Annotated in this window: 13 protein-coding genes; 12 read left to right on the forward strand and 1 reads right to left on the reverse strand. The window is 49.2% G+C overall.

Features of this window, described 5'->3' with window-relative positions; genetic code table 11:
- Positions 1-37 precede the first annotated feature (37 nt).
- From BUA56_RS24005 to BUA56_RS17335, 12 genes are all read left to right on the forward strand, one after another.
- A complete protein-coding gene (locus BUA56_RS24005; protein WP_158641018.1) occupies positions 38-2,608 on the forward strand; it encodes an ATP-binding cassette domain-containing protein in 2,571 nt (856 codons plus the stop codon).
- 3 nt (positions 2,609-2,611) lie between these two features.
- Complete coding sequence (locus BUA56_RS17285) at positions 2,612-3,796, forward strand: M20 family metallopeptidase (RefSeq protein WP_072853962.1); 1,185 nt, start codon at positions 2,612-2,614, stop codon at positions 3,794-3,796.
- Between the two features lie 42 nt (positions 3,797-3,838).
- The gene (gene thrC / locus BUA56_RS17290) at positions 3,839-4,966 is read left to right on the forward strand and encodes a threonine synthase (RefSeq protein WP_072853964.1); all 1,128 of its coding nucleotides are present in this window, start codon (positions 3,839-3,841) and stop codon (positions 4,964-4,966) included.
- A gap of 26 nt (positions 4,967-4,992) precedes the next feature.
- A complete protein-coding gene (locus BUA56_RS17295) occupies positions 4,993-5,763 on the forward strand; it encodes a glutamine amidotransferase (protein ID WP_072853966.1) in 771 nt (256 codons plus the stop codon).
- Between the two features lie 45 nt (positions 5,764-5,808).
- Positions 5,809-7,239 (forward strand): aldehyde dehydrogenase family protein, encoded by a 1,431-nt coding sequence (locus tag BUA56_RS17300; RefSeq protein ID WP_207650947.1) that lies wholly within the window; start codon positions 5,809-5,811, stop codon positions 7,237-7,239.
- A 22-nt stretch (positions 7,240-7,261) separates the two neighbouring features.
- Entirely contained in the window at positions 7,262-8,026 is a 765-nt protein-coding gene (locus tag BUA56_RS17305) for an SDR family NAD(P)-dependent oxidoreductase (protein ID WP_072853970.1), read from the forward strand.
- Positions 8,027-8,158: 132 nt separating this feature from the next.
- Complete coding sequence (locus BUA56_RS17310) at positions 8,159-8,887, forward strand: MBL fold metallo-hydrolase (RefSeq protein WP_242946790.1); 729 nt, start codon at positions 8,159-8,161, stop codon at positions 8,885-8,887.
- Between the two features lie 31 nt (positions 8,888-8,918).
- Complete coding sequence (gene thrC / locus BUA56_RS17315; protein WP_072853974.1) at positions 8,919-10,127, forward strand: threonine synthase; 1,209 nt, start codon at positions 8,919-8,921, stop codon at positions 10,125-10,127.
- A gap of 35 nt (positions 10,128-10,162) precedes the next feature.
- Positions 10,163-10,918: a creatininase family protein gene (locus tag BUA56_RS17320; protein WP_072853976.1), complete on the forward strand. Its 756-nt coding sequence runs from the start codon at positions 10,163-10,165 to the stop codon at positions 10,916-10,918.
- Between the two features lie 33 nt (positions 10,919-10,951).
- Positions 10,952-12,106, forward strand: a complete 1,155-nt coding sequence (locus tag BUA56_RS17325) for a pyridoxal phosphate-dependent aminotransferase (RefSeq protein WP_072853978.1) — start codon at positions 10,952-10,954, stop codon at positions 12,104-12,106.
- 45 nt (positions 12,107-12,151) lie between these two features.
- Positions 12,152-13,405 carry a threonine synthase gene (gene thrC / locus BUA56_RS17330; RefSeq protein WP_139249503.1) on the forward strand — a complete coding sequence of 418 codons (1,254 nt, stop codon included), beginning with the start codon at positions 12,152-12,154 and terminating at the stop codon, positions 13,403-13,405.
- A 13-nt stretch (positions 13,406-13,418) separates the two neighbouring features.
- Positions 13,419-14,525, forward strand: a complete 1,107-nt coding sequence (locus tag BUA56_RS17335; protein WP_072853982.1) for a zinc-dependent alcohol dehydrogenase — start codon at positions 13,419-13,421, stop codon at positions 14,523-14,525.
- A gap of 158 nt (positions 14,526-14,683) precedes the next feature.
- On the opposite strand, the gene BUA56_RS17340 is transcribed toward BUA56_RS17335, so the two are convergent.
- A partial coding sequence (locus tag BUA56_RS17340; protein WP_207650948.1) for a transposase occupies positions 14,684-15,286 on the reverse strand: 603 nt, incomplete at its 5' end.

Genomic DNA, 15,286 nt, shown 5'->3' on the forward strand with positions numbered 1-15,286 from the left:
ATATTCTTTTCTAAAAAGGCATGAAAGAAGGCAGAGCATGGACAAAAGTAAGAGTAAAATATTTCAAAACCAACAGATCAAGAGATACCTATTTTTGCTTGCGATTATTTTGATTTTAATAGTAGTTTTCTCATTTCTGGCTCCGGGCTTCTTCTCGGTGAGAACGTTTTTTAATATTATTCGTCAAAACACATCATTGGCAATTTTATCCCTGGGTATTACATTTATTATTATGCTGGCAGGTACGGACCTGTCATCCGGTGCAAACATTGCCCTTGCCGGGGCATGCGGCGCTATTGTAATGCAGTCTCTTGGGGGTGAAGGATTAGGAACCGCCCTGTGCGGATTTCTGGTATGTATTATTGTAGGTATTGCAGCAGGATCTGCAAACGGCTTGATGGTTGGTGGACTGGGGATAAGCCCCTTCATGGCAACATTAGCTATGACCTCTGTATCCAGAGGATTAACCATTTACCTGACAAACTCAAAACGTGTAGTTGTAAGAAATGACTATTTTAACTGGTTTGGACAGAAAAATATCTTTGGTTCTTTTCCGGCATCTTTACTGTATCTGGCAGTATTGTTCGTGATTATGTACCTGGTGCTGAACAAGACAACTTTTGGAAGAAAGACTTTTGCGGTGGGCGGCAATGCTGTCACATCCAGGGCATCTGGAATCAAAGTAATTAAACATACAGTAATTGTATATTTATTAGGCGGTTTATTCGCGGGCTTCGCATCAGTGGTAACCGTAGGGCGCGCCCTCTCAGCACAGCCTCTGGCAGGTCAGAACATGGAGTTCGATGCCATCACTGCTGTTGTTATCGGAGGCACCAGCCTGATGGGCGGTACCGGATCTCTGGTTGGTACCATGCTGGGTGTTGTGATTATCGGAACGATATTTACAGGTCTGGGTATGATGCCAATCTCTCCCTACTACTCTTATGTAGTGAAAGGTCTGCTGATTGTAGTATCTGTCTATATGGATCAATACAGCAGCAAGGAGAGAGTGAAGGTTAGCAGCAAGGACAAGAAGGCCCAAAAGGAAGCTGCCGCCGCAGAGGTTCATTCCCGTCATAAGAATGATATCAATATTGAAGAGGCCAAGGAGCTGGAGCTTCGCGGAATTGTGAAAGAATTCCCCGGTGTGAAGGCTTTAGACGGAGTAAATCTGAAGGTAAAAAGAGGTACGGTACACGCACTTATGGGAGAAAACGGCGCCGGCAAATCTACTTTAATTAAAATCCTATCCGGTGTATACAAAAAAGACGGCGGAGAAATTTATATTGACGGAAAACCAGTGTCCATCCATTCCCCTATGGATTCTCAGAAGCTGGGGATCTCGGTGATTTACCAGGAATTCGCACTTGTTCCGGAGCTTAGTATCACACAGAATATTTTCCTGGGCAAGGAGATGAAGGGAACAGGTCCTATTGTAAACCGAAAAGATATGGAGAAAAAAGCCAGAGAGCTAATCGGCCGGTTTAATCTGAATATCAGCGAAAACAAAAAGGTCGGTGATTGTACGGTAGGCCAGCAGCAGATGATAGAAATCGCCAAGGCAATCGGGTCTAACTCCTGGGTTATCGTAATGGATGAGCCTACATCAGCGATTACAGAGGCTGAAAAGGAAAAACTTTTTGAAATCATTCAGGAACTGAAGGAACAGGGAATGGCAATTATCTACATCTCTCACCGTATGTCGGAAATATTTGAAATTGCCGATGAGATTACGGTACTCAGGGATGGTAAGTACGTAATGTCCTCTCCGGTATCAGAAGTGACGGAGGATATGATCATTAAGAGCATGGTAGGGCGTGAGCTGTCAGACGTATTCAGCAGAGAGAAATTTGAGCCCGGAGATGTGGTTCTTGAGGTCAAGGATCTGTACCGCAAAGGGGTATTTGAGCCTATCAGCTTTACTGTGCGAAAGGGAGAGGTTCTCGGCTTCAGCGGCCTGATGGGCGCAGGAAGAACAGAGATTGCAAGATGTATCTTTGGCCTGGATAAGCCGGATGGAGGAGAGATATATCTGAACGGCAAGAAGCTGGATATCCGCAACCCGTTTGATGCAATTAAATCAGGTATTGCTTATGTGTCAGAGGACAGGCGCCGGGAGGGAATTGTACCGCTTCTGTCTATCAGAGAGAATATGACTCTGGCATCCCTTCCATGGGTGAGCAAGGCAACCTGGATTGACGGAAAACAGGAAACCAGTATAGCAGAAGAATACATAGATGCACTGTCTATAAAAACACCGTCTATGGATCAGAAGATCGGAAAGCTCAGCGGCGGGAACCAGCAGAAGGTTTGCCTGGGCAAATGGCTGTGCAGGAATCCTCAGATTATTATTCTGGATGAGCCTACCCGAGGGATCGACGTAGGGGCGAAGGCAGAGATTCATAAGATAATAGAAAATCTGTGCAGAAATGGTATTGCTGTCATTATGATTTCTTCTGAGATGCCAGAGGTTCTGGGATCCAGTGACAAGATCATTGTACTCTATGAGGGAAGAAAGACTGGAGAATTTGACTGTGTGAAGGATTTGACACAGGATGAGATCATGATAGCTGCTTCCGGAGAATCCGGATCTGGAGAGGTTGCATAGCGTATGAAAACAGAGGCAAAGAGAGAGCAGAGTATCCGGTGGATGAGGGAACACATGACAAAAGAATGGGAGGAGGCGGCCATCACCTGTGCCGCCCGCCTGATTCGCTGCAAATCCTATAATCCGCCGGGGAATGAGAAAGAAACAGCAGCAGTGGCTGCCGAAATCCTGGAGACGGCAGGTTTTCAGGTGGAGGTGGAGGAATTTGAACCCAACCGCTGCAATGTAATAGCCACGTATGGAGACCCTGAGGATATTGCACTCATACTGAACGGGCACATGGATGTTGTTCCGGCCTTCGGTGAGTGGGTGAGAGAACCTTCCGGTGCACAGAGAGAAAACGGTGTACTTTTCGGACGGGGCAGCTGCGATATGCTGGGAGGCTGCGCCGCAATACTCACGGCAGCAAGCCTGATCGGCGCTGCCAAAGTAGAACCCAAACGGGGGATTATGGTTCTTCTGGTCAGCGACGAGGAGGATATGAACCGGGGCATCCGCCATATTCTGTCCACAAAGAAGCTGAAGGCAGACTGTGCGGTAATCGCGGAGCCTACACAATGTGAGATTCAGCTGGGCAACCGGGGATTCAGTTCCTGGTATGTAAAAACCAAGGGAGTAGGCTGCCATGCAAGTGAGCCGTGGAACGGCGTCAACGCCATCTATAAGATGGGAGAAGTGATCCGGAGAATCGAAGCTTATGCGGACAGTCTGAGTGAGGTCAGGAATGAATATCTGGGGCAGGCTACCTGCTGTATCGGTACTATAAAAGGAGGAATCCGCCTGAATACGGTACCGGATGCCTGTGAGATTGAGGTGGAGCGGCGTCTTCTTCCCGGGGAGACTCCTGACAGGATAAAAGAGGAACTGCAGAAAGCTGTGGGAGAGTGGGGAGAAGTTTTGGACCGCTCTTTCTTTCCGGCAAGTCTTATTGAACGGGATCACCCACTGGTGGAGGACTGCAAAGAACTTCTCGCAGGAATTACAGAACAGGAACCAGTGGTATCTGTGTTCCGTGCCTGCACGGAAGCGAGTATGTTCTCTGTGCTCTGCAATATTCCTACTTTATTATTAGGCCCCGGTTCCCTGGACCAGGCACACCGGATCAATGAATTCTGCAGGGAACAGGATATTGTAGACTGTACGAAATTGTTCGCAGCGCTGATTTACTGCTATATCAGTGAGAGGTAATTCCTGCGGATAAGATCCAAGGGAATGACAGGAGGGATTGCGGTGAGACATAAACTTATCTGTGTAAAATGCAATGCAGTTCAGGAACAGAAGCCTGCCTATGCATGCAGCAAGTGCGGGGGAATTCTTCACTTTGAACCGGAGGAGTCAGAACTGCCATATCCTATGATGGGAGAAGGAAATACGCCCCTGATCCCTCTGCTGAGGTCTGCGCAGGAGCTGGATTTGGATAAAGTTTACATAAAATGTGAATTCATGAACCCCACAGGTTCTTTTAAGGACAGAGGGATGGCCTTCGCTTTGGCACACAGCAGAGAACTTGGGGTAGAAAAGATTATTGTCGCCTCTGCGGGAAATGCCAGTGCTTCGGCAGCTGCGTATGGTTCCAGGGCGGGAATGCCGGTTACGGCAATTGTGCCTGCATCCACTTCCATGGAAAAGGTACGTCAGGCGGCTGCCTATGGGGCTAAGGTAATCCGCATGAAAGGGAATTACAGTGATTCCTTTCAGGGAGCGAAGGCTGTTGCCCAGGACAAGAAGTGGTATAATCTGACCACCACATACATTAATCCCTACGTGTGGGCAGGCTATGAGGGCATATGCAGAGAACTGACAGAGCAGCTGGATAAACCGGCAGACTGGATTATGGTTCCCATCGGAGCCGGTCCTTTTTTGGGGGGCATCTACCATGGATTTCTGAAGCTGAAGGAAGAAGGTGTGGTGGAGAAGATTCCAAGGCTGATTGGAGTGCAGTCTGACTGCTGTTATCCCATCGCAGATGCTTATTTTAGACAGGCAACGGATGTAAAGGAATGGAATATGACTAGGCCTACGATCGCTTCGGGGCTCAACGACGAGCTTAAGGGCTATACCCAGGACGGGGCGTATACCCTGGAGTGTATTTACAAAAGCCAAGGGAGAGCTGTTATCGTGTCAGATGAAGAGATCCTGGAAGCCAGGGCGTTAATGGGAAGAGAAGGACTGTACACTGAGCCGGCAGGAGCCGCCGGAGTGGCTGCAGCCAAAAAGCTGCGTCTGGAGGGGGTATTACATAAAAGTGATGTGATCATTTCCCTGGCTACAGGCAGCGGATTAAAAAGCAGCATTGCTTCCGGGCAGCAGGAACCGCCGACGGCAGAGACAATTGAGGAACTATTAAATTTATTATAAACTATGTAAGAAAGAGAGGGTTTTATATGAAAATTTTATACGCAGGAGACGCTTGTACCAAAATCGGACCTATTTTTATGGCCTCCCCATTTAATCTGGAGGTAAAAGGGATGACCCATCATATCTGGGGACAGCCTTTGATTGACGCTCTGACCAGCAGAGGCCATGAAGTGACCCATATGACCGGTGAGCAGGCAATCGGTGATTTCCCAAGAACCGTAGAGGAATTATCCAAGTATGATGCACTCATCATCAGTGACTGTGAGTGTGAAGTGCTGTCATTGTATCCTTTCTGGATTGATTCCGTACCTCAGCCTACCACGAACAGACTGAAAGCCATCCGTAATTATGTGCGCCAGGGAGGCGGCCTTCTTATGATCGGGGGCTGGACTTCTTTCAGCGGACGTTTCGGACACGGCGGATATTACGATACTCCCATTGAGGAGGCACTGCCTGTAAACTGCCTGAAGGGACTGGATGACAGAGTAGAGATGCCGGAAGGCACAACCATTGATATTAAAGTAAAAGACCATCCGATTCTGGCCGATATTCCGTGGGATGAGGCGCCGGGATTCGAAGGCTTCAATAAGATTCTTCCAAAAGAGGGTGCGGATGTACTGGCCACCATCGGTGATGATGAGGATCAGTATCCACTGCTTGTAACCTGGGAGTATGGAAAAGGACGGGCTATGGCGTTTGCCAGCGACTGTTCTCCCCACTGGGCAGCATCCTTCCAGCCATGGGAATATTACGGACAGTTCTGGGGACAGGCACTGGAATGGTTGGGTAACAAATAAGTAATTCTAACGGAAAGGAATGGGACAGAAGCTATGATTTATCCTATGTATATTGACGGAGAATGGTACACAAAAGAGGGTTCATCGAGAGATGTTGTAAGCCCTGCAACAGGAGAAGTAATAGGAACAGTTACCCCTGCAGGGTTTGAGGAAGTAGATCGTGCGCTGAAGGCAGCGGATCGGGAAAAGGGAAATCTGGAAAAGATGACAGTGTTTGAGAGATCCGAGATGCTTTTCAGAATTGCGGATGCTATTGATGCGCACAAAGAAGAACTGGCTAAAATGATTGCCATGGAAATGGGCAAGCCTTATCATACAGAAGCGCTTGGCGAAGTCGGCGGCAGCGCTCTGGCATTCCGGGATGCAGCTGAGCAGATTAAATGGATGTCTTCTGAGATTCCGTCTGTGAGAGAGAAGAACGTGCATGTTTATGCTTACAGAAAACCAGTAGGCGTATTTACCATCATCACTCCTTTTAACTTCCCCCTGTGCACGGCATCCTGCTATTATCTGGCACCGGGGCTGGCAGCAGGAAATACCATTCTTTGGCTGCCGCCTATGAGCTGCTCCGCGGTTGCCAGCCTGTTTATGAAATGCTTTGAGGAGGCAAAGGTTCCAAAAGGAATGATTAATATGGTAATCGGAACTTCCCAGGAAGCGAAGACTGCTGCGGTGGTGCATCCTCTGACAGCTGGTATTGGATTTACGGGAAGTACGAAGACTGGAAATGACATCATGGAAAAAGCAAAAGCCAAAAAGTCCCTCATGGAGCTGGGCGGCAACGGACCTGTGGTAGTGCTGAAAGACGCAGATCTGGAAAAAGCGGCAGAAGGCATTCTGGCGGGAAGCTTTGGCAATGCCGGTCAGATCTGTACCAGCACAGAGCGTGTTCTTGTGGATGACAGCGTTGCGGATGAACTGGTTAAGATTATTTTGTCTAAGATGGACCGCTATGTCGTGGGGAATCCAATGGATGAGAAGACAACCATGGGACCGGTACATAACCGAAGCACAGTGGACACGGTAATGGAGCATGTCCAGGATGCAATTGAGAAAGGTGCAAAGGTAGTAAGCGAGCACTGGGGCAAGGTGGAAGGTGCGCCTACGGAACACTATTTATATCCAACTGTAATCGATCATGTATCCAAGGATGCCCTCTTAAATATAGAAGAAACGTTTGGACCTGTAGTACCTCTGGTGCGTTTTAAAGAGGAATCTGAGATTATGGACTTAATTGCAATGAGCCCATATGGTCTGGCTGCGGGTGTTTACACAGAAGACTTGAAAAAAGGTATGCAGATGGCAGAGGAGATGCGTTTCGGCTATGTAAACATTAATTCCGGAAGCAGTTACTGGGATTGGACCTTCCCTGCAGGCGGAGCCGGCGGAAGTCAGTCCGGATATGGAAGAAGCGGCGGCAAATGGTCTATTCTGGAAATGAGCGAGGAAAGATGTGTCAGTGTAAATCTGAACTGATGATGTAAGGGAGTACGATGACATGAGAGTAAAGGATAAAGTTGCGATTATAACCGGAGCCGGCGGGGGAATCGGAAGGGCGTCAGCTCTCCGGTTTGCCCGGGAGGGAGCCAGGGTGGTAATACACGGCCGCAGAGAGGAGAATACCAGGGAGACATGGAGAATGGTTCAGGAGGCCGGCGGAGAAGGCATCTATGTCTTAGGGGATGTCCAGAAGGAAGAGGATATCCGACGTCTGGTGGATACAGCCATTGAAACATACGGAAGAATTGACATCCTTTTTAATAATGCCGGTGTGGGCTACTCATCTCCTTACAAATTTTCACCGGTGCCGGATGTGCCGACAGAAGACTGGAACAGCGTATTCAACATTAACATCAGAAGCATTTTCTTTACCTGTAAATATACCATTCCTCATATGATACAGCAGGGAGGAGGCGTGATTCTGAATTGCTGCTCCATCAATGGGGTAGTGGGATGCGGTGCGGAAACCTATTCAGCTACCAAAGGTGCTATGCTTGCCTTTACCAGAGCTATGGCTGTGGAGAATGGGAAGTACGGAATCCGGGTTAACTGTGTATCTCCTTCGACTACAAGAACCCCTATGGTGGATGAGCTTCTGGATCACGATGCAGAGTTTTATCACAAATGGGAAACTGTGGCACCTATCCAGGGGATCATTGAACCGGAGGATATTGCCAATGCGGCGCTGTTTATGGCGTCTGATGAGGCGAGGTTTATAACGGGACAGAATCTGGTGGTAGACGGAGGATTTACCATTAGCTGATGCTCCCTGCAATGGGGAAAGAAGGTGAGAGACAGCAGGTCCTTTGGACCTGATCAGGCCAAAGTGCTGTCTCTCACCTTTTTTCTGAGTATGGACTGAAATCGTGTAAAGAAGAAGGGCTGGGTGATTGAGATGAAGCTTGTGGAGGGTGTATACCTGGTGGGAAGCGGAAGAAATGGCATTTTCCTTACGGATGAGCTGGATTGTAACTGCTATCTGGTAGAGTTCGAAGGCAAGCTGGCCTTGTTTGACTGTGGAATCGGGATTCGGCCGGAACTTTTGGAGGCCGAAATCCAAAGAGATGGATTCCGGATGGAGGATATCTCCTATCTGTTTTTGACACATTGCCATGGGGATCACATTGGGGCGGCCGCCTATCTGCAGAGAGAGTATGGAATTAAGGTAGTGGTGCCGAGGACGGAGGCGGAAGCCTTTGCCAGAGGCGATGAGGCTGCTATGGGACTGGATGTGGCCAGGGATGCAGGGTTTTATCCCCCGGATTACCATCTGGCAGCGTGCCGCGGGGATGAGACAGCCGTACCGGGTATCTGGGAGAAAGACGGCATACATATGGAGCTTTTTGACGCTTCCGGACACAGCATCGGGGGAATCTGTTATTACGGAACTGTGAAGGGCCGCAGATTCTTTATCGGCGGTGACCTGGTGATGATGGGAGGCAAAATTAGCTTCCAGCTGATACCGGGAGCGGATATTCATGCCTATGCCAGATGTGTGAGAGAGGTGATGGATCTGAAGGTGGATCTGTTTCTTCCTGGACACGGGCTGTTCCAGCTGCAGGACGGCGGCATGCAGCTGCGTATGGCCGGGGAAGCCTTTGAACATTTATATATCCCTGCATGACAGCCGGGCATAAAAGAAAGGAGTAACTGTGATGGAGCAAGTGTATTTTATCTGCCATACCTGCGGTGAGAGCTTTCCTATGGGAAAGGAAAGTCTTTGCCCCAAGTGCGGCAGTATTTTAACCGTTGCGTATGAGAGGGAATATCTCAGAGAGGCGGGGCGCGCCCTGAAGGGGGAAGGAAAGGAGTCTATGTGGGATTACCAAAGGGTACTGCCCCCTGTGAAGCGGGAGAACATAGTAACCTTTCAGGAGGGGTGCACTAAGATAAAAAAGAGCAGAGTTCTGGGAGAGGAGCTTGGCCTTGATGGGCTGTTTTTCAAAGATGAGACGACAAATCCCACAGGTTCTTTTAAAGATCGTTCGGTATCTGTCTGCGTCAGTATGGCTAAGGAGTTTGGCTGTCCGGGCATTGTGGTGTCCTCCTCGGGAAATGGGGGAGCTTCCACAGGGGCTTACGGTACTAAGGGAGAGATCGACACGATTATCTTTGTGCCTGAAACGACCCCTGTGGGAAAGGTGGCCCAGGCCATAGCCTATGGGGGAAAGGTAATTAAGGTGCGGGGAAACTTTTCCTGTTCTTACCGGGCAGCGGTACAGATGGCGCAGCAAAAGGGGTATATGAATGTAACCACTACATTTCTGAGTCCCTTTGGACTGGAAGGATATAAAATTATCGGATACGAGATTTTTGACCAGATGGGAGAAGTGCCTGACTATATTGTGATTCCCGTAGGAGCTGGGCCGGTGCTTTATGGAATCTATAAGAGCTTTGCGGAACTGATGGATATGGGATACACAGAAAAGCTGCCCAGGCTGGTCTGCGTGCAGGCAAAGGGCTGTGCCCCTATCTCAGAGGCATGGCAGGAAAACCGCAAGGTAATCGGCTGCAAAAATCCCAGGAGTGTGGCTTCTGCTATCAGCGATCCTTTGCTGGGATATGAACAGGACGGGGATATCACCGTGGAAGCCATCCGCAAAACCTGCGGCTATGGTTTGACGGCTGAGGACAGTGAGATTCTGGAGGCAGGAAGGGCCCTGGCACAGAAAGAAGGGATTTTTGTGGAACCTTCCTCTGCAGCTACAATGGCAGCGGTCCGGCAGATGAAGGAACAGGGCATTTTGAAACCGGGAGATACTTGTGTCTGCCTCCTCACCGGACATGGGTTAAAGGACAGCAGCGCCTACATCCCGGAGGGACTGGAGATTCCGGTAATCAATACTATTGAAGAGCTGAGTTAATGTGCCGCAGGGACTTAATGATTGGAGGCGAATGAATGTTACTGGAATGGAGAGAGCTTGCATCACGGGAATGTTCTGCCATGGCTGAAAAAGGCGTGGCGGCATTGGTCATTGGCTCCTGTGAACAGCATGGCCTGCATCTGCCGCTGGGCACGGATGTATATCTGGGAGAGGCTGTGATACGAAGGGCGGCAGAGTGTGCAGCCCGGGAGGTAGTGCTGCTGCCGTCTGTCACCTATGGTTTCTCCGCTCATCACATGGATTTTCCGGGCAGTATTACCCTGACACAGAAGACTCTTGCCGCTATGATAACGGAGGTGATGGCAGGGGTGATTTCCGCGGGATTTACAAAAGCAGTTCTGGTGGTATCCCACGGGGGGAATTCCCCGGCCGTGCACACCGCTGTAAATGAACTGGGAATTGCTTTTCCCCAGTGCTCGGTAGCAATGCTCAGGTACTGGGACTTTATGACCGAGTTTATGGAGACACTGCGAGACAGTCCTTTGGGGGGAATCGGGCATGCCGGAGAGATGGAAACCTCTATGATGATGGCATTGTATCCGCACCTGGTAGGGGAAGGATGGGAAAATTATTCCCCGGCACAGGGGAATGACTGGTACCATCCGGATATGTTTGCGCATAATCGTGTGACGGTATACCGGAGATTCCGGGACATATCTCCTTACGGAAATGTGGGGGTATGTCAGGACGCCTCCCGGGAAAAGGGGGAAAAAATCTTAAACTATCTGGGGGAAGAAATAGGAAAGTTTTTAGACGGATATTTTATCTAATAGTATTTAATTCATTGGAGAAGGAGGACTACTATGCATTTAAGCGAAAGAGGATTGAATCCCCCGGTGTCCGGGATTCGGGCTATGTTTGAATTGGCCCGGGAATATGATAATGTGATCAATCTCTGTATTGGGGAACCTGGATTTCCCACACCCCCCAATGTGATCGGGGCGGGAAGAGATGCCTTGTATAAAGGATATACAAAGTACACCCCAAATGCAGGGATTCCCGGACTGCGGGAGGCATTATCCCAGAAATTACTGAGGGAAAATAAGATACAGGCGGATCCGGAAACAGAAATTATTGTCACCGCCGGAGGAGTAGAGGCAGTGCTTCTGGCAATGATGGTTACGGTAAACCCGGGGGATGAGGTGCTGGTGCCCATTCCCTCCTGGCCCAATTATCCGGAACAGATTAAATTTGTAGGCGGAACAATGGTGCCGGTGCCCGCCTATGAAAAAGATGGATTTGTACCTACAAAGGAGAACATTGAGGAGAGGATTACAGAGAAGACAAAGGTACTGGTTCTCAATTCTCCCAACAATCCCACAGGAGGTGTAATATCCAGAGGGGAAATGGAGGAAATCTGTAAACTTGTACGTAAGCATGATCTGACCATAATTTCTGATGAACCTTATGAGCGTCTCCTTTATGACGGCGCAGAACATGTGAGTCCTGCCTCTCTTCCTGATATGAAGGAGCATGTGATTACAGTAAATACTTTTTCTAAGACATTTGCCATGTCCGGATGGCGGGTAGGATATGCCTCCGGACCAAAACAAGCCATAGGTGCTATGGTTCAGATCATAGAGCAGGTTACCTCCTCTGTGAATGCTGCTGCACAGTATGCATGCATCGAAGCACTGAATCATACGGAAAAGGCCATACAAAAAATGGTGAAAGGCTACCAGAGAAACCGTGATATTCTCGTGGAGGGGCTAAACGGCTGTAAGAATGTAAGCTGCCGGTGTCCTCTGGGCGCTTTTTATGCATTTCCGAATATACAAGATACCGGGCTTACTTCTGCCCAGCTGGCGGCTGATATTGTAAAGGAAGTACAGGTGGTAACCACCCCGGGCCCTGCCTTTGGCATCTACGGGGAAGGATATCTGAGGCTGTCCTATGCTTCCTCGGAGACGGAAATCAGGGAAGCAGTAAAACGCCTGCAGCAGTATTTTAACCGCTGATGGAGCCTTATAGGGCTGTACGACGGACAGAAGGGAGGCAGAAACGTGTCACTGTATTGTATGACCTGCAATACCCCGTGGGAGGGGGAAGGAGATGAATATATCTGTCCCAGGTGCGGGGGTTCCATAGCTTCAGACAACTGCCTGGAGAAGCATAGAGAGGAATTCCGCCGGCTGCTGCGGGCAGGAAGCCGGGAGGGGATATGGGGATACCAGAAGCTCCTCCCCTATGAACCCCACATCCGGCCGGTGAGTCTGGGAGAGGGAAACACTCCTCTTTTGAAGGCTGAAGGTCTGGGTAAAAGGCTGGATATGAAACACCTGTATTTGAAGAATGAAACGCTGAATCCCAGCGGTTCTTACAAAGATCGCTTTTCCACAGTCGCAGTTACTATGGCAAAGGAAAAAGGAGTTGCATCCCTGGCTCTGGGCTCCGCAGGAAATGCCGCCGGCTCGGTGGCAGCCTATGCGGCTAAGGGTGAACTGCCCTGCTTTGTGCTCCTGCCCACAGCAGCAGTGAGGGAGAGGGCCTGGCAGATACAGACCTATGGGGCTAGGATGATAGGAATGGAGTGCAGCATTGCAGAGTGTATCCATTTCGTTCAGAAAGGAGTCCCCGTACTGGGTTGGGAAAATGTGAGTACAACTATGAAATATCACCCCTGGGCTTCTCAGGGCTATAAGACCATCGCATATGAAATAGGAAGGCAGATGGAGTTTGGGGCTCCGGACTGGGTGTTCTGTCCGGTTGGCGGGGCATCTCTTCTGGGAAAAGTATACCAGGGATTTGAGGAAATGTTCCGGCTGGGGATGATTCCCCATATTCCCAGATTCGCAGGGATTCAGGCCGCGGGCTGTGCGCCCCTTGTAAAGGCTTACCGGGAGAACCGAAGATCCACAGAGCTCTGGAAAGAGGCGTCAACCATTGCCTTTGCCATTGCTGATACGGAGACCTTTGAAGGGGTAACTGCTCTTGATATCATACGGAAGACAGGCGGACTTGCGGTAGCAGTGACAGATGAAGAGATTCTGGAAGGGCTGAAGCTGATGGCATCCAGTGAGGCTGTGATAGGAGAACCTGCCAGTGCCTCAGTGATCGCGGGAGTACAGAAACTGCGGAGAAAAGGCGTGATCGAAAAGGGTGACTCTGTAGTATGTATTATATCAGGCAGCGGCCTTAAGGATCTGCCTCTTATTGCCAAAAGCCTTCCCGGGTATCCTGTGATATCCGGTGAAACCCTCAATTGTGGGGAAGATTCAGCTGTTATGGCAGAACTCAGACAATATTGCTGTGTATAAAGGAGGAGAATGAATGGCAAACGAAAAAATGAAGGCCATTGTATGGGACGGAAGCGTCTATCCCAGAGGATTATCCTATGAAGAAGTAGAGATTCCCAGCCCGCCCAAAGGCTGGGTCCTGGTGCACAACCGTGCGGCCGGGATCTGTGGTGCGGATCTTATGGCCCTTCGGGGGCAGACCAGAGATAAGATGCCGGACAAATTGTTTCCGGCTGTACTGGGCCATGAGAATGCCGGTGATGTAGTGAAAACGGGTGAGGGTGTGACCCGGGTAAAAGTGGGGGATCGTGTTGCAGTAGAACCCCTTCATGGCTGCATTGATTTTGGGAAAAGCTGCCCCATGTGCCTCAGCGGCCGGTATCAGTTGTGTCTGGATGGTGTGTCACACGTGGGCATGCCTATGAAGAGGATGCTGCCCGGAGGATACGGAGAGTATTCCATTGTCCATGAAAACCATGTATATCCAATGCCGGATTCTATGAGTTATGAGGAAGGGGCAATTCTGGATGTACTGGCAGTAAACGTTCACGGAGCCATGATAGGGAAACCGCAGCTGGGAGATACCGTTGCCGTTGTGGGATGCGGGATTATTGGCATTAACATGATTCAGGTATTGCGTTCTATGGGGATTACCAAGATCATTGCAGTTGCCAAATACGGGCATCAGGCTCAGATGGCAGAAAAATACGGAGCAGCCCATTCCATTGTGCTGGACAGCAACGAGGATCCGGTAAAAGAAGTGATGAGACTGACCGGCGGCAGGGGAGTGGATCAGGCCTATGAGTGTGTAGGAGGCAATTCCAATGCGTTTTCCCAGGCAGTAGAGATGGCTGCTGTGGGAGGAAAGATTATTATGTTTGGGGGCACTGCAAGTCCTAGCATGGTATCTCTGTCAACCATACTCTACCGAGAATTGTCGGTTCTGGCTTCCAGCAGCTACTGCATGGCCGGGGATAAGCCAGAATTTCAGATAGCTATGGAGCTTGTGCAGAGTGGTCAGGTTGATCATAAAGGTGTTATCACCCACCGGTTCCGTCCGGAGGATTACGAGAAAGCCTTTGAAATGATTTTTTCTAAAAAGCAAAACCATATTTGTAAGGCAGTCTGGGTCAGAGAGTAAGGCGTAAATGGCAAAAAGGGGCTGTGAAAAAATGGAGTTGTTCTAACTCCATTTTTTCAGCCCTTCTTTATTTTGTGGAAAGCGTAAGAGAAAAGCAGTAAAAAGCAGTAAAAAGCGCATAATCCCCCTTACCCCAACAAACGTGCGCTCTTTCTTCTTTAAGCCACTTCCCGGAGTCTCATCTGCTTATTATTGAATTTATAGAGATTATGGCCGATAGATACAAGAAATATCTCTACTCTTACCGAATCCAGCCCTCTTCTTACAATACGCTTATACCATCGGTCGTATTTGATGATTCCAAATGTCCCTTCTGCCTGGATGGAGCGGTTCATGCGGAGCAACGCCCCATGGATACTCTGAAGATTATCCAATACCTCCTGATGCATGGCGCTTAATTCCGCATTAATCCGCACCGTCCTGTTCTTTTCTGTTCTCTTGCATTTTTCTGCATAGGGGCAGCCACTGCAGTCCTCGCAGGTATAGTACTCTTCCTGCCTGCCGTATTGGTTCCCTTTCACTGGTTTTCGGTATGCAAAGTGGAACTTCCTCCCGTTTGGACAGATTAGGTTCCCTTCCGGGTCTGTCTTAAAATTCACTGCACGCAACGGGTCTTCATGATACTTTTCATCTGTTGTCTCTTTCTTATACATGGGGAATTTCATGAACTTTTCCATCCTATGGTCCTGGCAGAACAGATAGTTATTAAAGGATCCATACCCTGCATCCGCTACCGGATATTTCGGGTAGAAACCGTATAA

Source organism: Lactonifactor longoviformis DSM 17459, from assembly GCF_900129135.1.
Lineage (GTDB): Bacteria > Bacillota > Clostridia > Lachnospirales > Lachnospiraceae > Lactonifactor > Lactonifactor longoviformis.

What these genes read in the sequence shown, in the direction of transcription:
- BUA56_RS24005 (WP_158641018.1), top strand. Translation starts at nt 38, where the DNA reads ATGGACAAAAGTAAGAGTAAAATATTTCAAAACCAACAGATCAAGAGA.
- BUA56_RS17285 (WP_072853962.1), top strand. Translation starts at nt 2,612, where the DNA reads ATGAAAACAGAGGCAAAGAGAGAGCAGAGTATCCGGTGGATGAGGGAA.
- BUA56_RS17325 (WP_072853978.1), top strand. Translation starts at nt 10,952, where the DNA reads ATGCATTTAAGCGAAAGAGGATTGAATCCCCCGGTGTCCGGGATTCGG.
- BUA56_RS17310 (WP_242946790.1), top strand. Translation starts at nt 8,159, where the DNA reads ATGAAGCTTGTGGAGGGTGTATACCTGGTGGGAAGCGGAAGAAATGGC.
- BUA56_RS17295 (WP_072853966.1), top strand. Translation starts at nt 4,993, where the DNA reads ATGAAAATTTTATACGCAGGAGACGCTTGTACCAAAATCGGACCTATT.
- BUA56_RS17300 (WP_207650947.1), top strand. Translation starts at nt 5,809, where the DNA reads ATGTATATTGACGGAGAATGGTACACAAAAGAGGGTTCATCGAGAGAT.
- thrC (WP_072853974.1), top strand. Translation starts at nt 8,919, where the DNA reads ATGGAGCAAGTGTATTTTATCTGCCATACCTGCGGTGAGAGCTTTCCT.
- BUA56_RS17305 (WP_072853970.1), top strand. Translation starts at nt 7,262, where the DNA reads ATGAGAGTAAAGGATAAAGTTGCGATTATAACCGGAGCCGGCGGGGGA.
- BUA56_RS17320 (WP_072853976.1), top strand. Translation starts at nt 10,163, where the DNA reads ATGTTACTGGAATGGAGAGAGCTTGCATCACGGGAATGTTCTGCCATG.
- BUA56_RS17335 (WP_072853982.1), top strand. Translation starts at nt 13,419, where the DNA reads ATGGCAAACGAAAAAATGAAGGCCATTGTATGGGACGGAAGCGTCTAT.